The following is a 24,997-nucleotide window of genomic DNA, read 5'->3' as shown; positions in this document are numbered from 1 at the left end:
CGGTCACTCCCTAACGTCTCACTCGGCCTCTGGACGTACCCCCCAGGCCAAGCCAGCTTAGGCCCCGTGCGGCGGGTCCGGGGCCACGCGCGGCCAAGGCTTCGCGCGCGCCGGGCTCGCGTTTGGCGAACGACAGCAGAATGCCCAGCGCGGCGAGCGTGGGGAGCAGGGACGACCCGCCGTAGGAGACCAGCGGCAGCGGGATGCCGGTGATGGGCAGGACGCCGAGCACGGCGCCCATGTTGACGGCCGCCTGCCCGACGATCCAGGCCACCATGGCGGCCGCCGCCAGGCGGACGAAGCCGTCGTTGACCCGGACCGCGACCCGCAGCCCCGCGTAGCCGAGCAGGCCGAACAGCGCCACCACCATCAGCGTGCCCATCAGCCCGAGCTCCTCGCCGAGGATGGCGAAGATGAAGTCGCTCTCGCCGTGGGGCAGCCAGCTCCACTTCTGGCGGCTGCTGCCCAGGCCGAGCCCGAACCAGCCGCCCGAGCCCATCGCGATCTGCCCCTGCACGGCCTGGTAGCCGGCGCCCTGGGCGTCGGCCCACGGGTCGAGGAAGGCCCCGATGCGCTTCATCCGGTACGGCTCCACCTTGATCATGATGGCCGCGGCCAGCACCGCCAGCGCCAGGATGCCGCCGAACAGCTTGATCGGCGCCCCCACCACCCACAGGAGCGCCAGGAAGATCATGAAGAGCACGAGGGTGGTGCCGAGGTCGCGGCCGAGCAGGACCATGACGACCAGGATCGCGGTGCCGGGCATGAGCGGGATCAGCATCTGCCGCCACTCGATCCGGCCCTGCCTGGCCCGTCTGGCCAGCAGGTCGGCCCCCCACAGCACGAGCGCCAGCTTGGCCGGCTCGGACGGCTGGAGGGTGAACGGGCCGAGGTAGATCCACCGCTGCGCGCCCAGCTCGGACTCGCCGATGAACAGCACCATGACCAGCGCCAGCACCGCCAGCGCCATGAGCGGGTAGCCCGCCCAGCGGAAGAACTTTGGCGGCAGGCGCGAGCAGGCGTACATCACGGGCACGCCGACGCCGGCCGACAACGACTGCTTGATGAACCACGAGAACGGGTTGCCGGTCTTCTGCTGGGCCTCGATCGCCGAGGCCGACAGCACCATCATGAGCCCGAGCGCGAGCAGCAGCGCGCTGCACATGATGATCAGGTAGTAGGTCGTCAGCGGCTTGTCGAGCAGTTCCTTCAGCACGGCGCGCTGCTCGCGGACCCAGCTCGCCGGGCCCTCCTGGGCCTTGGACCGGGTGGGCTCGCCGGCGGCCGGGCGGGCGCCGGCGGTGCCGGTGCTACTGCTCACGCCGCCGCCTCAGCTCGTGGACGGCACGGGCGAAGGCCTCCCCTCGTGCCGGATAGCCGGGGAACATGTCGAGCGAGGCGCCCGCTGGGGAGAGCAGCACGGTGTCCCCGGGGGAGGCCAGCCGCGCGGCTTCGGTGACGACGGTGTCCATCACACCAGTGTCTTGGCCCGGGATGTCCACGACGGGGACATTCGGCGCGTGTCGCGCGAGTGCTTCGGCGATCGCCGCGCGGTCGGCGCCCAGCAGCACCGCGCCGCGCAGCCGGGGCGCGGCCCGCCGGACCAGGTCGTCGACGTCGGCGCCCTTGAGCTGACCGCCCGCCACCCACACGATCGACGGGTAGGCGCTCAACGCGGCCGCGGCGGCGTGCGGGTTGGTGGCCTTGGAGTCGTCGACGTAGTCGACGTCGCCGACCCGGTCGACGTGGGACAGGCGGTGGGGGTCGGGCTTGAAGGCGCGCAGGCCCAGCCGTACGGCCTCGGACGGCACGCCGAGCGAGCGGGCCAGGGCGGCGGCGGCCAGGGCGTTGGCCACGTTGTGGGGGGCCAGGGGCCGGATGTCGGCGAACGTGGCCAGCTCTTCGGCCGCCTCGACCGGGTCCGCCACGAACGCCCGGTCGACCAGCAGGTCTTCGACCACGCCGATCTGGCCGCTGCGCGGCGCCCGCAGCGTGAAGCCGACGGCGCCCTGGTAGGGCTCGGCCAGGCGGGCGCACTCGGGGTCGTCGGCGTTGTAGATCACGGTGCCGGCGCGTTCGAAGATGCGGCCCTTGGCGGCGGCGTACTCGGCCATGGAGCCGTGCCAGTCGAGGTGGTCGGGGGCGATGTTCAGGATCGCCGCGGCGTGCGGGGCCAGGGTGCTGGACCAGTGGAGCTGGAAGCTGGACAGCTCGACGGCCAGGGCGTCGTACGGCTCGGCGACGGCACGGACGACCGGGACGCCGACGTTCCCCACGGCCAGGGCGTCGAGCCCGGCGGCCTGGAGGATCGAGGTGAGCATGCGCACGGCCGTGGTCTTGCCGTTGGTGCCGGTCAGCGCGAGCCAGGGGGCGGCGTGCGGCGGGCGCAGCCGCCAGGCCAGCTCCACCTCGCCGACGACCTCGACGCCGGCCGCCAGCGCGGCGGCGACCAGCGGGTGGTGCGGGGCCCAGCCGGTGGTGACGAGCCTGGTCGTGCCCTCGGGCAGCACCATCTCGCCGAACCTGGTCTCGACCCCGGCGCGGGCCAGCTCGGCCGCGGCGGCCAGCTGCCGCTCACCCTCCACGGCCTCCACGACCACGACCCGCTCGCCGCGTCCGGCCAGCGCCCCGGCCACCGCGGTGCCGGAGACGCCGAGCCCGGCCACGCACGTCAACGTCATGGCTTGGGCATCCACTCGACGTAGAACAGCCCGAGCCCGAGCGCCGCGCAGAGCCCGGCGATCAGCCAGAACCGCACCACGATCGTGGTCTCGGCCCAGCCCTTCAGCTCGAAGTGGTGCTGGAGCGGCGCCATCCTGAACACCCGTTTCCCGGTCATCTTGAAGAACCCGACCTGGATGATGACGGACGCCGTGATGATCACGCACAGCCCGGCCAGGATGATCAGCAGGAGCTGCGTGCGGGTGGCGATGGCCAGGCCGGCCAGCACGCCGCCCAGAGCCAGCGAGCCGGTGTCGCCCATGAAGATCTTCGCCGGCGGGGCGTTCCACCACAGGAACCCGACCAGCGCCCCCAGCACGGCCGCGGCCACCACCGACAGGTCCAGCGGGTCGCGCACCCAGTAGCAGTTGGGCCCGAGCTGGTCGATGCAGTTGTTGCGGAGCTGCCAGTTGCCGATCAGCACGTACGCGCCGAGCACGACGCCGGTCGCGCCGCTGGCCAGGCCGTCGAGGCCGTCGGTGAGGTTCACGGCGTTGGAGAAGCCGACGATCATGAACAGCACCCAGATGGTGAAGCCGACGATGCCGATCGAGGGGCCGATGTCGCGCAGGAACGACAGCCGGGTCTCGGCGGGGGTGATGCCGTAGACGTTGGGCTGGCGGGTGATCAGCACGGCGAACACGGCGCCGACGACGAGCTGGCCGAGGGCCTTGGCGCCGCTGCGCAGGCCCAGGCTGCGCTGCTTGTAGATCTTGATGAAGTCGTCGAGGAAGCCGACCGCGCCGAGGCCGGTCATCAGGAACAGCACGAGCATGCCCGACACCGTCGGCGGCGACAGCGTGGCCAGGTGGGAGCCGCCGTAGGCCAGCAGCGCGGCCAGCACGAACACGATGCCGCCCATGGTGGGGGTGCCGCGCTTGCCCAGGTGGGCCTGCACTCCCTCCTCGCGGATCTCCTGGCCGTAGCCGCGCCGCGAGAACAGCCTGATCGCCAAGGGGGTCCCCAGCATCGACAGGACGAGGCCCACCGCGCCGGCGATGACGATGTTGATCACTGAGCGGCACCTCCGAGAAGGAGCTCCGCCGTGCGTTCCAGGCCCATCGCGCGGGGGCCCTTGACGAGCACCGCGTCGCCGGGGCGCAGCAGGCCGGCCAGTGCGGCCGCCGCTGCCTCGGCATCAGGGACATGTACGATCCGGGTCATCTGGGGAGCATATGGCCCTCCGCCACCTGGCGGTCCCGCGGCGGCCGAGGCCGCCTCGTTCGCGCCCTCCAGCACCGGGCCGGCGTCGGGACCGACGACGACCAGGCCCGTCAGGCCCGAACCGCCCGCCAGCCGCCCCAGTTCGGCGTTGAGCGCCGCGCTCTCCTCGCCCAGCTCGCGCAGCGCCGCGATGACCGCGAACCGCCGCCGCTCCTGGCCCATCACGCCGAACATGTCGAACGCGGCCCGCATCGAGTCGGGGTTGGCGTTGTAGGCGTCGTTGACCACCGTGACGCCGTCGGGCCGGTCGGTGACCTCCATGCGCCAGCGGCTGCGCGGCGTGGCCTCCGACAGCTCCTCGGCGATCGTGGCGACCGGCAGGCCGAGCTCGTAGGCCGCGGCGGCGGCGGCCAGAGCGTTCTCCACGGCGTGGGCGCCGTAGAGCTGGAGCGTGACCGGCGCGGCCCCGGACGGCGTGCGCAACGTGAACGAGGCCCGCCCGCGCCCGTCGACCGTCTCCTGCTCGGCCCTGATGGCCGCGCCCTCGCCGCGCCCGAAGTACGTGACGCGCGCGTCGGTGCGCGAGGCCATCTGCGACACCAGCGGGTCGTCGGCGTTGAGCACCGCAACCCCGCTGCGCGGCAGCGCCTCCACCAGCTCGCCCTTGGCCTTGGCGATGGCCTCCTTGCCGCCGAACACGCCGAGGTGCGCGGTGCCGACGTTGAGCACCACGCCGATCGTCGGCGGCGCGATGCGGGTGAGGTCCGCGATGTGGCCGATGTTGCGGGCGGCCAGTTCGAGCACCATGAACCGGGTGTCGACGTCGGCGCGCAGCACGGTCAGCGGGTGGCCGAGCTCGTTGTTGAAGCTGCCGACGGGCGCGATGGTCGGGCCCATCCGGCCGGCCAGCCTGGCCAGCAGGTCTTTGGTGCTGGTCTTGCCCGCCGAGCCGGTCACGCCGATCACGGTGGCCTGCGGCAGCGCGGCGGCCTGCGCGGCGGCCAGCGCGGCCAGCGCGACCGCGGCGTCGGGGACGATCACCGCCGGCGCGTCGACCGGCCTGGAGGCCAGGACGGCGACCGCTCCGGCCCGGATCGCCTGCGCGGCGTAGTCGTGGCCGTCGACCCGCTCGCCGGCGAGGGCGACGAACAGCGATCCCGGCTCCACCGCGCGTGAGTCGATCACTACGGGCCCGCGCACCACGGCGCGGGGGTCTGCCATGCCCGACAGGGCGCCCGAGGTTATCTCGGCGATCCTGGCCAGCGGCAACGGGATCATCGGTGCTTCCTGCTTTCGTTGCGTGCGTCGATCGCTTCGGCGACCACTTCGCGGTCGTCGAACGGGATCACTTCGCCGGAGACGTACTGGCCCTGCTCGTGACCCTTGCCCGCGACGACGATCACGTCGCCGCGGCCGGCCCGGCCGACGGCCAGGTCGATCGCGGCCGCGCGGTCGGGCTCAATGATCACATGGGCGCGGTCGCGGGGCGGAACGCCGAGCGCTCCCTCCATCATCGCGGCCAGGATGGCGAGCGGATCCTCCGAGCGCGGGTTGTCGTTGGTGAAAATCGCCACATCGGCCAGCCGGGCGGCGATCTCGCCCATGATCGGGCGTTTGCCGGTGTCGCGGTCGCCGCCGCAGCCCAGCACGATCGTCAGCGTGCCCGCGGTCACCTCACGCAGCGAGCGCAGCACCGACTCCACGGCGCCCGGCTTGTGGGAGTAGTCCACGAGCGCCTGGAACTCCTCCTCGGCGGAGGTGATGCGCTGCATGCGCCCGGGCACCCCGGTGAGGCTGCCCACGCCGTGCACGGCGGTCTGGAGCGGCACCCCCGACTCCACCAGGCAGACGATCGCGCCGAGCGCGTTGGCGACGTTGAAGGGGCCGGGCAGCGAGATCTGCGCGTCGGCCTCGACCCCGCCGGGACCGGCCACCCGGAACGCGCTGCCGTCGGCGCCGAGCCGGACCTCCAGCGCCCGCCACTCCGCCTCCGGGTCGCCGAGCGCCGAGAACGTGGTCATCGGCACCTTGGCCCGGTGCAGCAGCTCCCGGCCGTGCGGGTCGTCGATGTTGGTCACGCCGACGCGGCTCAGCTCGGGCTGGAACAGCCTGGCCTTGGTGGCGAAGTAGTCCTCGAAGTCCTTGTGGAAGTCGAGGTGGTCCTGGGAGAGGTTGGTGAACAGGGCGACGTCGTAGAAGATGCCGTCGACCCGGCCGAGCGCCAGCGCGTGGCTGGAGACCTCCATGGTGGCCGCGGTGACCCCCTGCTCGCGCATCAGCGCGAACAGCGCGTGCAGCTGCGGGGCCTCCGGCGTGGTCAGCGTGGGCTCGAAGCGGAGGTCTCCGGCGGCGATCTCGACGCCGCCGACCAGGCCCGTCGTGTGGCCGGCCGCCCGCAGGCCGGCCTCCACCATGAAGGTGGTGGTGGACTTGCCGCTCGTGCCGGTCACCCCGATGACCTGGACGTCGTGGGCCGGCTGGCCGTAGACCCAGGAGGAGACCTGCCCGAGCAGCGCGCGCGGATCGGGCACGATCAGCACCGGCAGGCCGGTGGCCACGGCGGCCTCCCGCCCGGCCGGGTCGGTGAGGACGGCCACGGCTCCGCGCGCCATCGCCTCGGCGGCGAAGGTCGCGCCGTGCACGCGGTTGCCCGGCAGCGCCACGTAGAGATCGCCGCGCTGCACGGCGCGGGAATCGATGGTGACGCCGGTCAGGGCGGCATGGGGCGACCTCGACGTGCCGGAATCGGCGTCGAGCATGGTCGCGAGCCCGGTCAGCGGACGGGGCGGGCTGGTCTTGGGACGCATAGACGACGGGGGACGCACGGCGAGAGCGTACCTTCCCTGCTCACTGTCCCGCGCGCGTACGCACCGGCGGCGCGTCCGAGCCTGTGGGAGGAATCTTCCTGCTCTTGATGGCGAACGTCATCACATCCTTGAACACGGGGGCCGCGAGCTGGCCGCCGAAATGGCCGTTCTTGGGGTTCTGGAGCACCGAGAGCACCACCAGCCGGGGCGCGTCCGCGGGCGCGAACCCGGCGAAGGAGGCCGTGTAGCCGTCGTAGCGGCCCAGCTCGGCGTCGTAGCGGTCGGCGGTGCCGGTCTTGCCCGCCACCCGGTAGCCGGGGATGGCGGCCAGCGCGCCGGTGCCCTCGGCGCTCACCGCGGTCTCCAGCATCGTCGTGATCTCCTTGGCCGTCGTCTCGCTCACCACTCTGGTCTGCCTGCCCGCGGGAGCCGGGACGAACCTGCCGGACGCGTCGGTGGTGCCCGCCACGATCTGCGGATCGACGCGGACGCCGCCGTTGGCGATGGTCTGGTAGACGCTGGCGGTCTGCAGGGCGGTCACCGACACGCCCTGGCCGTAGGCGACCGTGCAGCTCTGGCTGCCCGACCAGTTCTTGTAGTTGGGCAGCAGGCCCGCCTCGGCGTTGGGCACGCCGCCCGCCGGGGTGCTGCCGAACCCGAACGCCCTGAGCATCGCGTACAGGCGCTCGCTGCCGACCTTGCGGGCGGCCATGATCGTGGCGACGTTGCTGGACTGGGCCATGGCCTGCCGGAAGGTCATCGCCTCGGGCTTGTGGGCGTGGGCGTCGCGCAGCACCCGGTCGGCGCACCTGATGTTGTCGGGCACCTGGAACACCGTGTCGGGGGTGACCTCCTTGGCCTCCAGCGCGGCGGCGGCGGTGATCACCTTGTTGGTGCTGCCGGGCTCGAACACGTCCGCGGCGGCCTTGTTGACGTAGGAGGACGCGGGGGCCCTGCGCCAGTTGCCCAGGTCGAGCTCGGGCGCGTTGGCCATGGCGATGATCTGGGCGGTCCGCACGTCCATGACGATGACCGCGCCGCTGCTCGCGCCCGACTCGCGCACCTGCTCGGCGACCGCCTTCTGGGCGGCCCACTGGATGTCGCGGTCGATGGTGAGCCGCACGTCCTGCCCGTTGACGGGCGCGGTGCGCTCGCTGCTGGTCATGGGGATGCGCAGGCCGTCGCGGCCGGTCTCGACGCGCTGCTTGCCGTCGCGGCCGGCCAGGATCGTGTTCTTGGCCTGTTCCATGCCGCCCAGGCCGTTGCCCTCGTCGCCGACGAAGCCGATGAGGCTGCCGGCCAGGTCGCCGGCCGGGTAGTCGCGGCGGTAGGTCTTCTTCGTGCTGAGAGCGGGCACGCGGGCCTGGAGCAGGCGGGTGGCCACGACCGGGTCGACGTCTCGGGCCAGGAGCTGGTAGCGGCTGCCGGTCCTGGACAGCTTGGCGGTCATCTCCTCCACGGTCTTGCCCAGTTGCCTGGCCAGGATCGCGGCGACGTTGGCGCGGACGTCCGCGGGGACCTTGGAGGGGTCGATGGACACCTCGCGGGCCTCCGACGTACGGGCCAGCGCGTTGCCGTTGACGTCGGTGATCGTGCCGCGCTTGGCGGGGATCTCCTCGACGTGCTGGCGCTGGCCGACGGCGGCGGCCTCGTAGACCTTGGAGTCGAGGCCCTGCATCTGGATCAGCCGGCCGGCGAAGATCGACAGGATGAACGTCATGCCGATCAGGCCGATGTTGATGCGCCGGCGCGGGCTGCCCAGGCGCAGCACCAGCGGGGGCCGCGGCGGGCGCGGCGGGGTGGGCGGGCGGCGCGGGCCCCTGGGCGGCGGCACGTCCGCGCCCCGGCGCAGCATGCCGCGCTCACGGCCGCGCGCCTGGTCCAGCCCGGAGGCGCGCCCCTGGCCGGACGCCGGACCGCGCGCCTGACCGGCCCCGGGACCGCGGGTCTGACCGGGCCTGCCGCCGCGCCCCTGGTCGGGCCGGGAGCTTCGGCTCTGGCCCGGCCCCGAACCGGGCCGCGCAGGCTCGGACCGCGAGCCACGCGCAGGTTCGGATCGCGAGCCGCGCGCCGGGTCGGGCCGCGAGCCACGTCCTTGGTCGGATCGCGAGCCGCGCGCCGGGTCGGACCGGGAGCCGCGCCCCTGGTCAGATCTTGAGCCGCGGGCCTGGTCGGGGCCGGGGCCGTCGCCGCGACGGCGTGACCCCTCCTGCGGCGCCCTGTCCCTGGCGCCGTCGTCGCGCCCCTGGGACGCGCGCCCGCGCGCCCGGTCGCTCTCGTCCCGCCCCTGGGCACGGCCCCGCGGACGGTCGCCCTCGTCGCGTCCCTGGGCGGCACGGCCACGCGGACGGTCGTCGCCGTCGCGGCTCTGCGGGGTGCGCCCGCGCGGGCGGTCGTCGTCGTCGCGCCCCTGGGAGACGGCGCGGTTGCGGGAATCGTCGCGGGAGTCGTCGCGCGGACGGCGGCGCGGGCCGTCGCCCGGGTCGCGGCGCGAACGGGTGCCCTCGTCGTCGTCGCGGGGCCGGGCGCGGTCGCCGTCGTCGCGGCGCTGGCGGCCGCGGGAACCGCCCGCGGAGTCGCGGCGGGCGCTGCCGCGCGCGTCGTCGTCGGGGTCGTGGGGCCGGCGGCCCCTCAGGTCGTCGTCGAACGGCAGGTCGAACGGGTCGGGGGGACGCTTGCGCGGCGAGTCGTCCGGCGCCCCCGGGCGGCCCGCCCCGTCGGAACGGGCAGAGCCCCCTCGTCCTGCCCGCCCCGGACCGCCCGGCGTACGACGAGCGGCGCCGGGCCCTCCAGGAGAGCCGGCGCCGCCAGCGCCGCGGCCGGGACCCTGTCCCCTGCCGCCTGAATCCCTCACCGCTCCGGGACCGCCGGGACAGTCGGCTCGCCCTTGTCCCAGGGCCGCAGGTTCTTGTCCAGGTGGTAGCCCTGCGCCTCGGCGCGGTCGGCGATGTTCTGGGGCTGCATCTTGCGCTCGTACTCCAGCCGGAGCGCTTCCTTCTCCTGCTGGGCCACCGCGATCTCCTCGCGCAGCTTGGCGTCGGTGATGGCGTCGCGGTTGAGCATGATGTTGAGCAGCAGCAGGCTCACCAGCCCACCGCACATCAACCCGACGACGAGCAGCACGAACGGCGCCCGCTGCCGCTTGGTCGAGGGCCGCCGCGCGGCGGGACGGCGCGCGGGCGCGGCGCTCTCGCCTGGACGCGCGGCCGCCGGCCGCCGGCCGCCGGTGTCAGGACGGGGCCGCGGCTTGGTCTGGTGCGAAGCGCCCGGCCTGCGCGTGCCCGGCTTGGGCATGGCGCGGCGGACGGGCGCGACCCGGCCGGTCTCCTGCTCAATCGTCAACGCGGATCCTCTCTGCCGCCCGTAGCCGGGCCGAGGCCGCCCGCGGGTTGCGGGCGAGCTCTTCATCGCTGGGGAGCTCGGCTCCCCTCGTCAGCAGGCGGAACCTCGGCTGGTGTGCCGGTAGCGGGACAGGCAGCCCTGGCGGGCTGGTGTCCTTGGTTCGCGCCGTGAGGGCCTGCTTGGTGAGCCGGTCCTCAAGGGAGTGGTAGGAGAGCACGACGACCCGCCCACCCAGCGCCAGCGCGTCGAGCGCCGCGGGCAGCGCCGCCTCCAGGGCGGACAGCTCCGCGTTGACCTCGATGCGCAGCGCCTGAAAAGTCCTCTTGGCGGGGTTGCCGCCGGTGCGCCTGGTCGCCGCGGGGATCGCGTCGCGCACGATGTCGGCGAGTCTCTTGGTGGAGGTGATGGGCTCCTTGGCGCGTTCCTTGACGATAAGCCCCGCGACCCTCGGCGCGAAACGTTCCTCGCCGTAGTCGCGCAGGATTCGTGCCAGGTCGGCGGCCGGATAGGTGTTGACCACCCGCTCGGCCGTCAGCTCCTGGTCGGTGTCCATGCGCATGTCGAGCGGGGCGTCGTAGGAGTAGGCGAAGCCGCGTTCGGCCTCGTCGAGCTGCGGCGAGGAGACGCCGAGGTCGAACAGCACGCCGTGGACCGTGGGATGCCCGGCCTCGGCGACGATCTGGGCCAGGTCGCCCGAGGAGGCGTGGACCAGGGTGGTGCGCCCGGCGTAGGGGGCGAGCCTGCGGGTGGAGAAGTCGATCGCGAACGGGTCGCGGTCGATCCCGATCAGGTGCAGGGACGGGAAGGCGGCGAGCAGGGCCTCGGAGTGGCCGCCGAGCCCGAGATTGGCGTCGACGACGACCGGCTCCGGCCCCGACAGCGCCGGGCCCAGCAGCTCCAGTACGCGGTCGAGCATCACCGGAACGTGACCGCCCGTGCCTGCGTTGTCGTCCATCTCCAACCCCCCCTCTCGCGTCCTGCTCGCGGATGACGCGTATCGGTCAATCGTCAGTCATTCCTGGGTCCCCACCCGGCGCCGTCCGGCCAGGTCCCCATCCGCACCCTCTTCGTGGACGCCCGCCCTCTGACACCGGGGAAGGTGCATCAGTTGGCAGGCAGTGGTTGCGGGTGGAGACCTCGCCGAACGACATCACCGACGGATCGACCGTGGTCACTACAAGATCCCTGGCAGCACCTCCTCCGACAGATCGGCGAACGCCTGCTCCTGCGCGTTGAGATAGGTGTCCCAAGCCTGCGAGTCCCAGATCTCCAACCGGGTGTTGGCCCCGATGACGACGCAGTCACGCTCCAGGCCGGCGTATTGACGCAGGCTCTGCGGGATCGTGACGCGTCCCTGCTTGTCTGGTTTCTCGTCGGACGCGCTTGCGAAGAAGACGCGGCTGTAGTCACGCACCGCCTTGGCGGTGACCGGGGCGGTGCTGAGAGCCTCGGTTATGCGCTGGAACTCCTCTACTGGAAAGACGTAGAGGCATCGCTCCTGGCCTTTGGTGATCACAAGACCCTCCGCCAGCTCCTCACGGTACTTAGCCGGCAGGAACAGCCGTCCCTTGTCGTCAAGACGCGGTTGATGGGTGCCGAGGAACATCGGCGCCACCTCCCGTGCCTCAGCGAAGCGCTCAGCGCTGGTGCACCGGGCCCTCCACTGCGCACCACCATACTCCACTTCTCCCCACCGTCAACTGATTCGAACCGTCTTCATCATCAGTTTCCGTTGCGTTACCGCAGGTCAGAGCGGTGGAGCGAGGGTGGGGGGCGCCGGGGGGCGGGCCAACCCTCATGGGCGTGTCGAGGGTTGGAAAGACCGGCGGTATAGGGGCTTCCGGCGGGCGCCAAGGCGGCGGTGGGGGAAAGTGGGGCCGCCGAGGGGGTCAGTGTCACGGGATTCGCACTGCTATGCGACAAGAACAGGAACATCAGCGGGGTTCCCTGGAATATCCACAAATGTCGCTCAAGAACCCGCAGCGTCGTAGGGTCGTACAGACAATGGAAAAGGAATGGCATGGCTCCCGTAATGGCACCGTGCGGGACAGCCGTCGCACTATGGAGGCCTGGTGGCACTAACCCATGACGTCCCTCCCCAGCTTGACGAGCTGGTCTCCACCGCCCACCGAATTCGGCAGGCCATCGAGTCGGTGATCGAGGGAAAGAGCGACGCCGTCCGTCTCACGCTGACCGTCCTGCTCGCCGAGGGCCACCTTTTGATCGAGGACGTGCCGGGGGTCGGCAAGACGATGCTCGCCAAGGCTCTGGCGCGGTCCATCGACTGCCCGGTGCGCCGCGTGCAGTTCACGCCCGACCTGTTGCCCAGTGACATCACCGGGGTCAGCGCCTACAACCAGCAGACGCGTGAGTTCGAGTTCAAGCCCGGGCCGGTGTTCGCCAACATCGTCGTGGGCGACGAGATCAACCGCGCCTCCCCCAAGACGCAGTCGGCGTTGCTGGAGTGCATGGAGGAGCACCAGGTCACCGTGGACGGCGTGACGTACCCCCTGGACGCCCCCTTCATGGTGATCGCCACCCAGAACCCCATCGAGATGGAGGGCACCTATCCCCTCCCCGAGGCCCAGCGCGACCGGTTCACCGCCCGGGTCGCCATGGGCTACCCGGAGCCGACCGCCGAGCTGGAGATGCTCGACGTGCACGGCAGCACCTCGCCGCTGGACAAGCTGGAGCCGGTCGCCACGACCGCCGAGGTGCGCGCCCTGATCGAGGCCGTGCGCGGCGTGTACGTCTCGCAGCCGGTCAAGAAGTACGCCATCGACCTCGTCGTGGCCACCCGCCACTCCCCCGACCTGCGGCTGGGCGCCTCCCCCCGGTCCACGCTGCAGCTCGTCCGCGCGGCCAGGGCGCACGCGGCGCTGGCCGGACGCGACTACGTCATCCCCGACGACCTGCAGGACCTGGCCGTGCCCGTGCTGGCGCACCGGCTGCTGCCCAGCGTCGAGGCCCAGGGCCAGCGCCGTCTGCCCGAGCAGGTGGTGACCGACCTCGTCAGGCGTGTGCCGGTGCCGGAGACGCGAGCGTCGTGAGGGCCGGACTGCGGGCGCTGACCTCCCGCGGCAGGTCGTTCCTGGCCTCGGGGATCGCGGCGCTGCTGATGGCGCTGATCCTGGGCGAGAACGACCTGTTCAGGATCGGCGTGCTGGTCACGGCGCTGCCGCTGCTGGCCGCGCTGGTGGTGGCACGTACCAGGTACCGGCTGAGCTGCGCGCGGAGGCTGGACCCGCCCAGGGCGGAGGTGGGCGGGGAGGCCACGGTGACGCTGCGCCTGGAGAACGTGACCAGGCTGCCGACCGGGCTGCTGCTGATCGAGGACACCGTGCCGTACGCGCTGGGCGTGCGGCCGCGGTTCGTGCTCGACCGGGTCGAGTCCAAGGGCGTGCGGGAGATCGACTACCGGGTCCGGTCCGACCTGCGCGGCAGGTACACGATCGGGCCGCTGTCGGTGCGCATCGCCGACCCGTTCGGGCTGGTGGAGCTGACGCGGGCGTTCACGATCAGCGACACGCTCGTGGTGACGCCGCAGGTGGTGGCGTTGCCGCACGTACGGCTGTCGGGCGAGTGGACGGGCGGCGGCGACAGCCGCACCAGGAGCGTGGCCGCGGCCGGCGACGACGACGTGGCGCCGCGCGAGTACCGGCAGGGCGACGACCTGCGCCGGGTGCACTGGCGCTCGACCGCCCGGCACGGCGAGCTGATGGTGCGCCGCGAGGAGCAGCAGTGGCAGAGCCGCGGCGCGCTCCTGCTGGACACCCGCAGGCACGCCCACCGCGGCGAGGGCCCGCGCTCCTCCTTCGAGGTGGCGGTCTCGGCCGCGGCCTCGATCGGCGTGCATCTCGCCCACGAGGGTCTGGGCCTGCGGCTGGTGACCGACCAGGGCGCCGAGCACCTGACCGACCAGGGTCTCAGCTACTCGCTGCTGGACACGCTCGCCGTGGTGCGGCACAGCTCGGCCCGCTCGCTGGAGATGGGCGTCTCGGCCCTGCGCCAGGGCGGCGGCGACGGCCTGATCGTGGCCGTGCTCGGCGCGCTCGACCCCGAGGAGGCCAGGGAGCTGGCCAGGCTGCGGCACAGCGGCGTCACCGGTGTCGCGGTCCTGCTCGACGCCGGCACCTGGGAGGGCGCCGGCCGGGGCTCGCACGAGAACTTCGACGCCGTTCAGGGCGTCCTGGCCGGTTACGGCTGGCGGATCGTCCGCCTGCCCGCCGGCACCTCCATCGCCTCGGTCTGGCCGGACGCCGCCAACCGCGGCAGGTACGCGCTCAACCCCACGGGAGGTGCGGCATGAGGCTGACGGCCGCCTCGGGTGTGGCCGCGTTCGCCGCGGCGATCCTGCTCTATCCGCTCTTCCAGGGCGGCGCCTGGTTCTGGACGTCGCTCGGCGCGGTGCTGGCCGTGATGGCCGCCGGGCTGATCGGCTCCCGCCTGTCGCTGCCCGCCTGGGCCGCGCCGCCGGCCGGGCTGGCCGCGTTATGGATCTTCCTGACCGTGGTCTTCGCCTCCGGCAAGGCGTGGGCGCTGGTGATCCCGACCAAGGAGTCGGTGTGGGAGCTGGGCCGGCTGCTCGGGGTCGGCTGGGCCGACATCCAGCGCTACGCCGCGCCCGTGCCGTCCACGGACGGCATCACGCTGCTGACCGCGGGCGGCGTGGGCGTCATCGCGATCGCCGTGGACCTGCTCGCCGCGCGGCTGCGGCGGGCGGCGCTGGCGGGGCTGCCGCTGCTGGCGCTGGCCACGGTCCCGGCGACGATCCTGGCCGAGCCGATCAGCTGGCCCGCCTTCATCATCGCCGCGCTCGGCTTCGTCAGCCTGCTGATCGCCGACGGGCGCGAGCGGGTGGGCCACTGGGGACGGGCGGTGCTCGTCCGCCGGACCAGGGCGGCGACCGGGCCGCGTCCGGACACCGGCGGGGCCAGGGCCGACACCAGCGGACTGCGGCTGTCGGGCAAGCGCATCGGGTTCGCCGCCATCGCGCTGGCCGTGCTGCTGCCCGCCGCGCTGCCGGTGATGGAGCCGGTCTCCTTCTTCCAGTTCGGCGTGGGCGGCCGGGGCGGCGGCAAGGGCAACTCGATCAGCATCGCGAGCCCGATCGCGAGCCTGCGGGGGCAGCTCGAACTGCCCGAGCGGCGCGTGGTGCTCACCTACAACAACAACGACGACAAGCCCAGGTACCTGCGGATCTACGCGTTGGACACCTTCGACGGCCAGCAGTTCGGCATGACCGAGCCGAAGGGCTCGCCGGACAACAGGACGGAGAACGGCCCGCTGCCGCCGCCTCCGGGGCTGAGCGCGAGCACGAAGGTCAGCAACGTCGTCACCAGGATCCGGATGAGCGACGAGATCGAGCGGCTGCAGTTCCTGCCGCTGCCGTACCCGCCGCGGCAGATCCGGGTGGACGGCGACTGGCGCGCCGACGTGGGCACGCTGATGGTCTTCTCCATCCCCGACGAGGCGGCCGGCCTGGAGTACGAGGTCGCCACCAGCGAGCCGGCCGCCACGCCGGAGCTGCTGGAGTCGCTGGAGGGCGTCCAGCCGAGCGTGGACCGGCGTTACCTGAAGCTGCCGGACAACCTGCCGCCAGAGATCGTCCGGCTGGCGCGTTCGCTGACGGCGCAGACCAACTCCAACTACGAGGCGGCGGTGAAGCTCCAGCAGTTCTTCACCAAGGACGGCGACTTCCGCTACGACCTGCGCACGCAGGGCCACGGCAACTCCGCGCTGCGGGACTTCCTGCTGCGCGACCGCACGGGCTACTGCGAGCAGTTCGCGGCCTCGATGGCGGTGCTGGCCAGGATCGTCGGCATCCCGTCGCGGGTGGCGATCGGCTACACCGGCGGCACGAAGGCCGGCGACAACTGGACGGTCACGACCGGCGACTCGCACTCCTGGCCCGAGCTGTACTTCGAGGGCGTGGGCTGGCTGCCGTTCGAGCCGACGCCGTCCGGGTCGCTGGGGCAGGGCAGCGCGCGGGTGCCGGACTACACGGTCCCGCCGGCGCCTTCGACGACGCCGTCCACCTCGCCGAGCAGCGGCGCGACCGAGTCCGGCGCCGACGACCCGATCAACCCCTCCACCCGGCGCAACCCGCGCGAGCTCGACCGTGAGGGCCTGATCGCCACGGGCGGCCTGCCGCCGGACGACTCGATGCCGCTGATCGGCAAGATCGGCATCGGCGCGGGCGCGTTGCTGCTGCTCCTGCTGGTCCCGGCGGCGCTGCGGCTGCTCACCAGGAACCGGCGGGTGCGCGCGCTGGGCTGGAAGGTCTCGCAACCGGCCGACGACCTGACGGCCAGGATCGCGACCGCCCACCACCCGTCGATCGCGGCCGTGTGGGCCGAGCTGGACGACGTGCTGTGCGACTACGGCATGACCCGCGGCGCCAGCGAGACCCCGAGGGCGCTGGCCCGGCGGCTGAGCCGGCAGTACGAGTTCGACGCCGAGTCGGCGGCCGCCATGACGGCCATCGCGACGACGGTCGAGCGGGTCCTGTTCGCCAGGGACCCGGGCACGATCGGGCCCATGAGAAAGGACCTGCGCAAGGTGCGGCAGGCCCTGGCGGCGACGGTGTCGCGGGGAAGGCGGATGCGGGCGGTGCTGCTGCCGCCCTCGACGCTGCGGCGGCTGCGGGCGCTGGGCGAGCGCCTGCTGGACGGCTTCGACCTGCTGGAGAACATCAGGCTGCGGCGGACGGCGGCCCACAAGGGCGCCTGAGCCGCCTGCCCAGGACCGAGCGTGCGGTCGCTCCCCGGAAGGGGAACGGCCGCACGTTCGCGTTGGGCGGAAGGTTCGGGGCCGGTGAGGAGCGGCGAGGAGGTCAGCGCTCGTCGTGACGACGGCGCCAGCGCTCCTCCATGCGCTCCATGAAGGTGCCCCGGTTGGCGCGCCGGGGCTGCCTGCCCGTGGCGCCGGCGCCTTGGGCCGGCGGCGAGTCGCCGAACCCGTTCATGCGCTTCCAGCTGGACAGACCCCACAGACACGCGGCGAGCATGACCACGAAACCGCCGACGCCGAGCGGGATCTGACTCATGACCACGCCGACCATCATGATCACGACGCCGAGCGCAAAGCCGATGGAGGCTTTGATCAGGCGACGCTTGTAATGGCTGCGCGGGTCACTGATCCTCACGGTGTTGGCCCACTTCGGGTCCTCGGCGTAGAGGGCCTGCTCGATCTGGTCGAGCAAGCGCTGCTCGTGCTCAGAGAGCGGCACGGCGCCTCCCAAGGACAGCCCCAGGACGGGGAAGACGGCAACGGACGACACGGGGTGTCCGAACCTCGCGGTCGGTTATCCCCAGAATACGAGGCTGTAGACGTAGGCGAAAGCAAACGTCCAACGCAGACCAAACCGGAGGTGACGTCATGGCTCCATTGTGGACCATCTCGCACCCCTTCCCCCAAAATCGCGACATCCTTCTCCTACCCGACTGACCGATCGAGTAGGACATGGGCGTCATGTCTCTATTTCATCAAGCTTGCCACGTACCAGCGACGCTGGGAGCACCGCATCGGGGCCAAATCTCCGGATCGCCTTGTCCATCGCCTGTTCGGCCTCGCGCCAGCCGGTCTCGCGCTCGCCCAGACCGAGCTGATGGGTGGCCTCGCCGGCCGGGCGCAGGTTCTCCATCCGGACCCCGACCAGGCGCAGGCGCACCCGCTGGAGACCGGCGGCCTCGAACAGCTCGCAGGCGGTGGCGTAGATCACCTGGGCCACGTCGGTCGGCTCCCGCAGGGTGCGCGACCGGGTGATCGTGGTGAAATCGGCCCGGCGCAGCTTCACACTTACAGTTCTGCCCACGTGTCCGCCCTTACGCATCCGGGCCGCCACGCGCTCGGCCAGGCGCAGCAGCTCGCGCCGGATCACCTCGGGATCGTCGACGTCGGCCGCGAAGGTCTCCTCGTTGCCGATGCTCTTGTCGGGCACGTGCGCGGTCACCGGACGCTCGTCGCGCCCCCAGGCCAGCGCCGCCAGGTGGCCGCCGACGGCCTGCCCGAGCTCGCGCTGGAGCGTGCCCAGCGGCACCCTGGCCAGGTCGCCGACGGTGCGGATGCCGAGCCGGACGAGGGACTGCTCGGTGCGCTCCCCCACGCCCCACAACGCCGCGACCGGCAGCGGGTGGAGGAAGTCGACCACCTGCCCTTCGGGCACCACCAGCAGGCCGTCGGGCTTGCACTGCTTGGAGGCCAGCTTTGCCACGAATTTGCTGGAGGCCACCCCCACCGAGCAGGTGATGCCGTAGCGGTCGAGGACCTGCTCCCTGATCATGGCGGCGATCGCCGCGGGCGGGCCGAGCCGCCGCCGGGCGCCGCCGACGTCGAGGAACGCCTCGTCGGAGGCGATCGGCTCGACCAGCGGGGTGATCGAGTGGAAGATCTCCATGACGCCCCGGGAGACCTCGGAGTACTTGCCGTGGCTGGGCGGGATGATCGTGGCCTGCGGGCACAACCGGCGGGCCCTGCTCATCGGCATCGCCGAGTGCACGCCGAACGCCCTGGCCTCGTAGGTGGCGCTGAGCACGACGCCGCGCCCGGCCGGCGAGCCGACGATCACCGGGCGGCCCCGCAGCTCCGGCCGTTCCAGCAGCTCCACGCTGGCGAAGAAGGCGTCCATGTCGACGTGGAGAATCGGGCAGCCGCTGTCATCGACCCCGGTCCGCGGCGCGGGGCCGATGCCTGTGATCTGCTTGCGGGACACGCCTGCGAGTCTATCCGAACAGACGTTCCAGACTAGGGGCGGTGGCCGAGGACGTGCACCTGGGTGGCGACGTCCCGCAGCACGGGGTGGACGGCGGCGGCCTGCTCCAGCGCCACGAGCGCGTCGGCCGCGCCGGGCTCGCCGTCGACGAGCCGGCTGGGCACCAGGTCGGCGAAGACCCGCACGCCGTGGACCGCGCCGACGGTGAAGCCCGTGGCGGTCAGCAGCTGCGCCAGGGTCTCGGCGGTGAAACGCCGCGGCGTGGGGTCGCGGTCGCCCCACGTGCCGCGCGGGTCGGCCAGCACGGCCCTGGCCTCGTCGAACTGCCCGGCCAGCGCCCGGTGGATCGCGCTGGCCACGGGGTTGGCGGCCAGCACGCTGACGGCGCCACCCGGGCGCAGCAGCCCGGCGACGGCGGCCAGCGCGCCGGTGGGATCGTCGACGTACTCCAGGACGCTGTGGCACAGGACCAGGTCGGCGCTGTCGCGGTCGAGCAGGTCGCCGAGGTCGGCGGTGTCGCCCTGCAGGCCGCGCACGCCCACGCCCTTCTCCTTGGCCCGGCGCTCCAGCGCGGCCAGCGAGTCGGGGCTGGGATCGACGACGGTGACGGTGTGGCCGAGCTCGGCCAGCGGCACGGCGAACCCGCCGGTGCCCCCGCCGGCGTCGACGATGTCGAGCGTGGCCCGGCCGACGGCCTCGGCACGCTCGGCCAGCACCGACCGCAACGCGCCCCACACGACGGCGGTGCGCACCGCCGGGGTCTTCGTGGTGACGCCTTCTGCTCGCAACGTCGGCTCGCCTCTCTCTCCTCCGCGGGCGGCCCTCGCCCTGTGCGGACGGGCCCAGCCTACGCCGTACGCGCCGTCGCCCGCAGGCCGGACCCTAACCGTCGAAGGCCGCCGCGATCCTCTTCGGCGCGCGCAGCCGCCAGGCGTCGGTCAGCAGCTCGGCCAGCTCGCCGGCCGCCACGGCCGCCAGGCGCACCAGCACCACGGCGTGCCCGTCGTAGTGGGGCGAGGAGAAGAACGTGCCGGGGACGGCGGCGATCAGCTCGTGCTTGAGCTCCACGCCGCCCACCGGCACGGCGAGCACGCCGTCCTCCTGCGTGATCCGGGCGAACCACCTGCCGCGCACGTAGAAGGCGGGCGTGCCGTACATGGGTTTCTCGGCGGTCTCGGGGAGCGCCAGGGCGAGGGCGCGCACCTCGTCTTCGGTCACCATGGACCGATGCTCACACAGAAAGCCGGACAAGGCCCGACAGGGCCGGACAGGGCCGGAAAAGGGCGCGTCGCGGCTGGTGACGCGCCACTTCCCCGGACCGGCTCACGGCCCCGCGGCCAGGCCGGGGACCGCACCGGAAGGCCGCGCGCCGGCGCGCCTCCCGCCGCCTCTTCCCGAGCCGTACGGACCGTCTGAGTGGAACGTACTCCGAAACGGCCTTCGCGGCCTTTGTCTAAAGGGTGAGGCTTGGCTTGAGTTGCTTGAACCGGGCCAGCAGGCCGTTGATGAACTGCGGCGACTCGTCGGTCGACAGCTCGCCCGCCAGGTGCACCCACTCGCTGATGACCACGCCCTCCGGCACGCCGGGCATCCACAGCAGCTCGTACGTGCCGCCGCGCAGCAGGTTGCGGTCGACCGCGGGCATGCGGTCGAGGGTCCAGCCCTCGGAGTAGGTGGTGATCAGCTCGTCGATGCGGGCATGGTGGCGGGCGACGCCCTCGACGATGGCCGAGGTGTACTCGTTGACCGGCGGCTCCTGCCGCTCGACGCGCTCGGCGAGGATCTTCAGCGGATCCTCCGAGCGCAGCTCGGCCTCGAAGAGGATGTCAAGGGCGCGCCTGCGTGCTTTGCCGCGTGCAGACACCTCAGGCCCGGCCGAGGTATTCGCCGCTGCGGGTGTCGACCTTGACCTTCTCGCCGGTGGTGATGAACAGCGGCACCTTGATCTCGGCGCCGGTCTCCAGCGTGGCCGGCTTGGTGCCGCCGGTGGAGCGGTCGCCCTGCAGGCCGGGCTCGGTGTTGGAGATCAGCAGCTCGACGGCGGCGGGCAGGTCGACGTAGAGCGCCGAGCCCTCGTTGAACGCGATCGTGGCGAGGGTGTTCTCCAGCATGTAGTTGGCGGCGGTGCCGACGGTGCGGGCGGGCACGTTGACCATGTCGTAGGTCTCGGTGTCCATGAAGACGAAGTCGTCGCCGTCCTTGTAGGAGTACTGCATCTCGCGCTTGTCGACGTTGGCCACGTCGACCTTCACGCCGGCGTTGAAGGTCTTGTCGACGACCTTGCCGGAGAGGACGTTCTTGAGCTTGGTGCGCACGAACGCGCCGCCCTTGCCCGGCTTGACGTGCTGGAACTCGACAACGCTCCAGAGCTCACCGCCCTCGAGCTTCAGCACCATGCCGTTCTTGAGGTCGTTGGTCGTCGCCACTCGTTCTCTCCCGCGTGTGGCCGCTCTAAAGGACGAGCAGCTCCTTGGTGGTCTTGGTGAAAAGTTCCGGCCCGCCCTCACGGGTCACGAGGGTGTCCTCGATGCGAACCCCGCCCCGCTCGGGGAGGTAGATCCCAGGCTCGACGGTGATCGGAACTCGATCCTCTAGTCTACCGGTCCTGGAGGGGCCCAGGAACGGGTCCTCGTGGATCTCCAGGCCGACGCCGTGGCCCAGGCCGTGCCGGAAGTGCTCGCCGTGGCCCGCCGCCTCGATCAGGCCGCGGGCGGCGGCGTCGACGTCCTTGGCCTGGGCTCCCGGGGTCAGGGCGTGCCGGCCGGCCCGCTGGGCGCGCCTGACCAGGTCGTACAGGTCGCGCTGCCAGGCGGCGGGCGCGCCCAGGCAGACCGTCCTGGTCATGTCGGCGTGGTAGCCGTGGTAGCGGGCGCCGAAGTCCATCGTGACCAGGTCGCCGGCGCGCAGCTCGCGGTCGGTGGGGGCGTGGTGCGGGATCGCGCCGTTCTCGCCGGCGGCGACGATCGTGTCGAACGCCGGCTTGTCGGCGCCCAGCTCGGTCATGCGGTTGTCGAGGAGACGGGCCAGGGCGCGCTCGGTGAGGCCCGGCGCGATCAGCGGGAGCACGTCGGCGAAGGCCTGGTCGGTCAGGGCGCAGGCGGTGCGGATGAGCTCCAGCTCCGCCTCGTCCTTGACCGCGCGCAGCTCCTCGACCAGCGGGCCGAGCGGCACCAGGCCCTGGCCCTCGCTGTCGCCTCCGCTCTCTGCCAGGCCCGCCTCCAGGCGGCGGAAGGTCGCCACGGTCATGGCGGCGGCCTCGATGCCCACGCCCGGCGCGGCCAGCCGGCCGGCCACGTCGGGCGCCTCGACCGCGGGCACGTCCAGGGCGCGGGTCTTGTCGATGTAGCGGTTGTCGGTCGCCAGCAGCGCCGAGCCGTCCGCCCTGACCAGGACGGCGGCGTTCGAGCTGACCAGCCCGGTGAGGTAGCGGACGTTGACGGGGGAGGTGACGAGGAGCGCGTGGACCTCGTGGGCGGGCAGCGCGGCGGCCAGGCGTGCCCGGCGCGCCGCGTGGTCGATGGTCATCCCGCCAATGTACGCGCGCCCAGACCCCTCCCCCACCCGGTCAGGAGAGGGGGAAACCACGGGCCTCCCGCCCCCCATCACGGTCAGGAGACGGCGAAGTCGTCCAGGAAGGAGGCGAGGGGGCCCGACAGGGGGACCTCGCCCTTCACCTGGGCGTTGCGCAGGTCCCGGTAGACGCCGGCGATCTGGCCGCGGGCGGGCTCGAAACGGCCGTCCTGGAGCTTCTTGGCGGCCTTCCTGAGCTTGTCGTGGACCTTCTCGGCGACATGGGGGTCGATGTCGCCGATGTCCTCCTGGGCCGTCACCGCCTCGTCGAACTTCACCAGCCAGTGGTCCCAGCCGCCCGCCGGGGTCTGCCCGGAGCCCAGGGTCGTCTTGGGGCCGACGGTCTGGACCAGGCTGGTGGCGGTGTCGCCCGGGGTGAGGTCGGTGGGGCTGGCTCGGGGCGGCTCGGAGGTCGGGCGGGCGGGCGGCGTGACGTCCGGCGTCAGGACGGGCGTGGGGGGCGTGCTCGCGCTCGGCTCGGCCACCGGGGTCTCCTCGCGCGAGCCCGCCCACATCACCATGGCGACGGCCACCACGGCGATGACCGCGACGGCGATCCCCATCTGGATCAGCAGCTTGTTCCCGGTACGCGGCGGCGCCGGGTCCAGCTCGGCGGACTCGTAGACGGCGGTGTCACCGGCCCGCGGGACGCCGTTGAAGTCGTAGACCTGGGTGTCGCCCGGCCGGCCCGCCGGGGCACCGGCGGGACTCTGGGCGGTGTTCGGGGCCGCGCCGGGCCGGGCGATGGCGGCCATGGCCCGGCGGACGGGCTCGCCGCCCGAAGGCCGCCTGGCGGGGTCGGGCGCGAGCATCGCGAGGACGAGCCGGTCCAGCTCGGCCGGGATCTCGGGCCGGATCGCACTGGGCGGGACGACCCCCTGCCCAACACCCCCGGGGGCCTCGGTTCCCGGGGCCGGAGCTCCGGGGGCCTCGGCGCCGGGGGCGGAGGGTGGGGACGGCGGGGTGGCGCGCATGCCGGTCACCGGCAGGTCGGGGGCGGCGGCGGGCGGGCGGCCGCAGAGGAGCTCGTAGCAGACGGCGCCGAGGGCGTACAGGTCGGCGGCGGCCGTGGCGGGACGGCCGGAGGCCCGCTCAGGGGCCAGGTAGCGGCGCTCGGCCTGGGACGGCTCCTCGTCCGGCAGCCCGAACCCGACGACCTTCAGCACGCCGCTGGCCGCCCGCCGGAAGCTGCCGGAGTCGATCTGCCCGTGGAACACCCCGGCGCGGTGCGCGGCGTCCAGCCCGGCGGCCGCCTGGCCGACCAGGTCGCACACCTCGACGATCGGCATGGGCCCCTCGGCCGCCAGGTCCTCCCCCACGCTGGTCCCGGTGAGGAACTCGGTCACCAGGAAAGGGGCGCCCTCCTGGTCGCCCACGTCGAGGACCATGGCCACATTGGGGTGGATCACCCTGGCCACCGCCTGCGCGTGCTGCTTCAGCGCCTCCCTGGCGGCCTCACCGGCCTCACCGGCCTCGCCCGCGCCCAGGATCTTCACGGCCACGACCCAGTCGGCGCGGGTGTCGTAGGCCCGCCACACCTCACCCATCGGACCGCTGCCGATGAGCTCGTCAAGCCGGTACCGGTCGGCGACCATCGAAGGCGTAGCGTCGGACATATCCCCGCCAAAAACTCGAAAAGTGGGCTATTTCCGACCCACCATAGGGCCCTCCAGCCCCTCCCCGCCCCATGATCCACGGTTCGCGCCCCCCGTCACGCCGCGCCCGCCGCCCCTCGACATAACGACTTTCGTTATTTACGATTATCGTTATGCCCATGAAGTGGATCACCCGGCTTGAGGTCCTGTTGAGCATCGGCCTCGTCCTCGGCTGCCTCGGCGCGCTCACCGCCCTGGGGGCCACCGTCCTCATCGCCGCGTTCGGCACGGCCAACGGCATCGGCGTCCCGCTGCACGTCTCCGGCGTGACGCCGCCCGTGACCCCCGTCCCGGGGGTGGAGATCGTCAGCGCCGCGGCCGACGTGACCCTCCGCCCCGTGGGGCCCTCGCCCGCGGCGGCGCTGCTCTACCTCCTGCTGTGGGCGCCGCCCATGGCGACCGGGCTGCTCGCGCTCTACACCGTGGTCCGCGCGTTGCGCAGGGCGCGGTCGGGCGACCGGGCGCTGTTCTCCGCGGTGACGGCCGGGCACCTGCGGCGGCTGGGCTGGATCCTGATCGCCGGTTCGCTCGTGTCGGCCGGGCTCGGCACGGCGGCGCAGGCCATACTGTCCGGCATGCTGCTGACGACCGGTCCGGCGTTCGTCCCGGCGCCGGGCGTGCCGCTCGCGGGCCTCGTGGCCGGCCTGTGCGCGCTCGGGGTCTCGGAGATCGTCCGCCGGGGCGTGGCCCTGCTCGACGAGGTCGAGGCCACGATCTGATGCCCGAAGGCACCATCCGGGTACGCCTGGACGAACTGCTCGCCCAGCGCGGCATGACGCTCACCGAGCTGTCGCACAAGGTCGAGATCACCGTCGTGAACCTGTCGATCCTCAAGAACGGCCACGCCAAGGCCATCCGCTTCTCCACGCTGACCCGGCTGTGCGAGGCCCTGGGCTGTCAGCCCGGCGATCTGCTCACCTACGACTGAGGGCGGGCGGCCGCCGAACGCCAGATGACGGGCGCGCGGCCGGGTGATGTCGAAGACGTCGGGCCGCTCGTGCACCGCCTCGTCGCGGCCGGCCGAG

General features: G+C 72.7%; 22 protein-coding genes. 5 read left to right on the top strand and 17 right to left on the bottom strand.

What is annotated here, in order from left to right; genetic code table 11:
* Positions 1–10 precede the first annotated feature (10 nt).
* The 9 genes from ftsW to mraZ form a co-directional block, all read right to left on the bottom strand.
* Positions 11–1,321: a putative lipid II flippase FtsW gene (ftsW, locus tag ACWEJ6_RS39695; RefSeq protein ID WP_397162155.1), complete on the bottom strand. Its 1,311-nt coding sequence runs from the start codon at positions 1,319–1,321 to the stop codon at positions 11–13.
* Positions 1,311–2,681: a UDP-N-acetylmuramoyl-L-alanine--D-glutamate ligase gene (gene murD, locus ACWEJ6_RS39690; RefSeq protein WP_452430618.1), complete on the bottom strand. Its 1,371-nt coding sequence runs from the start codon at positions 2,679–2,681 to the stop codon at positions 1,311–1,313. The genes ftsW and murD overlap by 11 nt, the downstream gene beginning before the upstream one ends.
* On the bottom strand, positions 2,678–3,736 hold the full coding sequence (gene mraY, locus ACWEJ6_RS39685) for a phospho-N-acetylmuramoyl-pentapeptide-transferase (RefSeq protein ID WP_352325068.1): 1,059 nt from the start codon (positions 3,734–3,736) through the stop codon (positions 2,678–2,680). Before mraY ends, murD begins: the two co-directional genes overlap by 4 nt.
* Positions 3,733–5,163, bottom strand: coding sequence for a UDP-N-acetylmuramoyl-tripeptide--D-alanyl-D-alanine ligase (locus tag ACWEJ6_RS39680; protein ID WP_452430615.1), 1,431 nt, complete (start codon positions 5,161–5,163; stop codon positions 3,733–3,735). The genes mraY and ACWEJ6_RS39680 overlap by 4 nt, the downstream gene beginning before the upstream one ends.
* Entirely contained in the window at positions 5,160–6,692 is a 1,533-nt protein-coding gene (locus ACWEJ6_RS39675; protein ID WP_387667465.1) for a UDP-N-acetylmuramoyl-L-alanyl-D-glutamate--2,6-diaminopimelate ligase, read from the bottom strand. The genes ACWEJ6_RS39680 and ACWEJ6_RS39675 overlap by 4 nt, the downstream gene beginning before the upstream one ends.
* A gap of 40 nt (positions 6,693–6,732) precedes the next feature.
* Entirely contained in the window at positions 6,733–8,463 is a 1,731-nt protein-coding gene (locus ACWEJ6_RS39670; RefSeq protein WP_452430668.1) for a peptidoglycan D,D-transpeptidase FtsI family protein, read from the bottom strand.
* A gap of 1,079 nt (positions 8,464–9,542) precedes the next feature.
* Positions 9,543–10,034 (bottom strand): hypothetical protein, encoded by a 492-nt coding sequence (locus tag ACWEJ6_RS39665; RefSeq protein ID WP_387666400.1) that lies wholly within the window; start codon positions 10,032–10,034, stop codon positions 9,543–9,545.
* A complete protein-coding gene (gene rsmH, locus ACWEJ6_RS39660; protein ID WP_452430613.1) occupies positions 10,024–10,989 on the bottom strand; it encodes a 16S rRNA (cytosine(1402)-N(4))-methyltransferase RsmH in 966 nt (321 codons plus the stop codon). Before rsmH ends, ACWEJ6_RS39665 begins: the two co-directional genes overlap by 11 nt.
* A 219-nt stretch (positions 10,990–11,208) precedes the next feature.
* The gene (gene mraZ / locus ACWEJ6_RS39655) at positions 11,209–11,640 is read right to left on the bottom strand and encodes a division/cell wall cluster transcriptional repressor MraZ (protein ID WP_352326976.1); all 432 of its coding nucleotides are present in this window, start codon (positions 11,638–11,640) and stop codon (positions 11,209–11,211) included.
* 466 nt (positions 11,641–12,106) lie between these two features.
* Between mraZ and ACWEJ6_RS39650 the strand changes: the two genes are divergently transcribed.
* Genes ACWEJ6_RS39650 through ACWEJ6_RS39640 form a run of 3 tightly spaced genes read left to right on the top strand, consistent with a single transcriptional unit; the run spans position 12,107 to position 16,766 of the window.
* The gene (locus ACWEJ6_RS39650) at positions 12,107–13,084 is read left to right on the top strand and encodes an AAA family ATPase (protein WP_352326975.1); all 978 of its coding nucleotides are present in this window, start codon (positions 12,107–12,109) and stop codon (positions 13,082–13,084) included.
* Positions 13,081–14,343, top strand: coding sequence for a DUF58 domain-containing protein (locus ACWEJ6_RS39645; protein WP_358293949.1), 1,263 nt, complete (start codon positions 13,081–13,083; stop codon positions 14,341–14,343). Before ACWEJ6_RS39650 ends, ACWEJ6_RS39645 begins: the two co-directional genes overlap by 4 nt.
* Positions 14,340–16,766 (top strand): transglutaminase family protein, encoded by a 2,427-nt coding sequence (locus ACWEJ6_RS39640; RefSeq protein WP_397162159.1) that lies wholly within the window; start codon positions 14,340–14,342, stop codon positions 16,764–16,766. The genes ACWEJ6_RS39645 and ACWEJ6_RS39640 overlap by 4 nt, the downstream gene beginning before the upstream one ends.
* 103 nt (positions 16,767–16,869) lie before the next feature.
* On the opposite strand, the gene ACWEJ6_RS39635 is transcribed toward ACWEJ6_RS39640, so the two are convergent.
* The 8 genes from ACWEJ6_RS39635 to ACWEJ6_RS39600 form a co-directional block, all read right to left on the bottom strand.
* A complete protein-coding gene (locus ACWEJ6_RS39635; protein ID WP_358293952.1) occupies positions 16,870–17,265 on the bottom strand; it encodes a DUF3040 domain-containing protein in 396 nt (131 codons plus the stop codon).
* 240 nt (positions 17,266–17,505) lie between these two features.
* Positions 17,506–18,747, bottom strand: coding sequence for a DNA polymerase IV (gene dinB / locus ACWEJ6_RS39630; protein ID WP_452430610.1), 1,242 nt, complete (start codon positions 18,745–18,747; stop codon positions 17,506–17,508).
* 32 nt (positions 18,748–18,779) lie between these two features.
* On the bottom strand, positions 18,780–19,535 hold the full coding sequence (locus ACWEJ6_RS39625) for a methyltransferase domain-containing protein (RefSeq protein WP_364331452.1): 756 nt from the start codon (positions 19,533–19,535) through the stop codon (positions 18,780–18,782).
* Positions 19,536–19,629: 94 nt separating this feature from the next.
* Positions 19,630–19,968 carry an MmcQ/YjbR family DNA-binding protein gene (locus tag ACWEJ6_RS39620; protein WP_452430607.1) on the bottom strand — a complete coding sequence of 113 codons (339 nt, stop codon included), beginning with the start codon at positions 19,966–19,968 and terminating at the stop codon, positions 19,630–19,632.
* A gap of 232 nt (positions 19,969–20,200) precedes the next feature.
* Positions 20,201–20,611: a transcription antitermination factor NusB gene (gene nusB, locus ACWEJ6_RS39615; protein ID WP_387666389.1), complete on the bottom strand. Its 411-nt coding sequence runs from the start codon at positions 20,609–20,611 to the stop codon at positions 20,201–20,203.
* A 1-nt stretch (position 20,612) separates the two neighbouring features.
* Positions 20,613–21,173 (bottom strand): elongation factor P, encoded by a 561-nt coding sequence (efp, locus tag ACWEJ6_RS39610; RefSeq protein ID WP_352326968.1) that lies wholly within the window; start codon positions 21,171–21,173, stop codon positions 20,613–20,615.
* Positions 21,174–21,198: 25 nt separating this feature from the next.
* Positions 21,199–22,272 carry a M24 family metallopeptidase gene (locus ACWEJ6_RS39605; RefSeq protein ID WP_452430604.1) on the bottom strand — a complete coding sequence of 358 codons (1,074 nt, stop codon included), beginning with the start codon at positions 22,270–22,272 and terminating at the stop codon, positions 21,199–21,201.
* Positions 22,273–22,355: 83 nt separating this feature from the next.
* Positions 22,356–23,912: a protein kinase domain-containing protein gene (locus ACWEJ6_RS39600; RefSeq protein WP_452430602.1), complete on the bottom strand. Its 1,557-nt coding sequence runs from the start codon at positions 23,910–23,912 to the stop codon at positions 22,356–22,358.
* A 179-nt stretch (positions 23,913–24,091) separates the two neighbouring features.
* Here ACWEJ6_RS39600 and ACWEJ6_RS39595 point away from each other — a divergent pair, with 179 nt between their 5' ends.
* Both ACWEJ6_RS39595 and ACWEJ6_RS39590 read left to right on the top strand, forming a co-directional pair.
* Complete coding sequence (locus ACWEJ6_RS39595; RefSeq protein WP_452430600.1) at positions 24,092–24,691, top strand: DUF2975 domain-containing protein; 600 nt, start codon at positions 24,092–24,094, stop codon at positions 24,689–24,691.
* A complete protein-coding gene (locus tag ACWEJ6_RS39590) occupies positions 24,691–24,900 on the top strand; it encodes a helix-turn-helix domain-containing protein (RefSeq protein ID WP_357993401.1) in 210 nt (69 codons plus the stop codon). Before ACWEJ6_RS39595 ends, ACWEJ6_RS39590 begins: the two co-directional genes overlap by 1 nt.
* The last annotated feature ends 97 nt before the right edge of the window (positions 24,901–24,997 follow it).

This window comes from Nonomuraea sp. NPDC004702 (genome assembly GCF_053601695.1).
This window is presented reverse-complemented; position numbering and strand designations above follow the sequence as displayed.

Bases quoted from the DNA above. Each gene is read 5' to 3' on its own strand.
- murD (WP_452430618.1), bottom strand. From the start codon at position 2,681: ATGACGTTGACGTGCGTGGCCGGGCTCGGCGTCTCCGGCACCGCGGTG.
- ACWEJ6_RS39680 (WP_452430615.1), bottom strand. From the start codon at position 5,163: ATGATCCCGTTGCCGCTGGCCAGGATCGCCGAGATAACCTCGGGCGCC.
- ACWEJ6_RS39675 (WP_387667465.1), bottom strand. From the start codon at position 6,692: ATGCGTCCCAAGACCAGCCCGCCCCGTCCGCTGACCGGGCTCGCGACC.
- rsmH (WP_452430613.1), bottom strand. From the start codon at position 10,989: ATGGACGACAACGCAGGCACGGGCGGTCACGTTCCGGTGATGCTCGAC.
- mraZ (WP_352326976.1), bottom strand. From the start codon at position 11,640: ATGTTCCTCGGCACCCATCAACCGCGTCTTGACGACAAGGGACGGCTG.
- ACWEJ6_RS39640 (WP_397162159.1), top strand. From the start codon at position 14,340: ATGAGGCTGACGGCCGCCTCGGGTGTGGCCGCGTTCGCCGCGGCGATC.
- ACWEJ6_RS39620 (WP_452430607.1), bottom strand. From the start codon at position 19,968: ATGGTGACCGAAGACGAGGTGCGCGCCCTCGCCCTGGCGCTCCCCGAG.
- ACWEJ6_RS39605 (WP_452430604.1), bottom strand. From the start codon at position 22,272: ATGACCATCGACCACGCGGCGCGCCGGGCACGCCTGGCCGCCGCGCTG.
- ACWEJ6_RS39600 (WP_452430602.1), bottom strand. From the start codon at position 23,912: ATGGTCGCCGACCGGTACCGGCTTGACGAGCTCATCGGCAGCGGTCCG.
- ACWEJ6_RS39595 (WP_452430600.1), top strand. From the start codon at position 24,092: ATGAAGTGGATCACCCGGCTTGAGGTCCTGTTGAGCATCGGCCTCGTC.
- ACWEJ6_RS39590 (WP_357993401.1), top strand. From the start codon at position 24,691: ATGCCCGAAGGCACCATCCGGGTACGCCTGGACGAACTGCTCGCCCAG.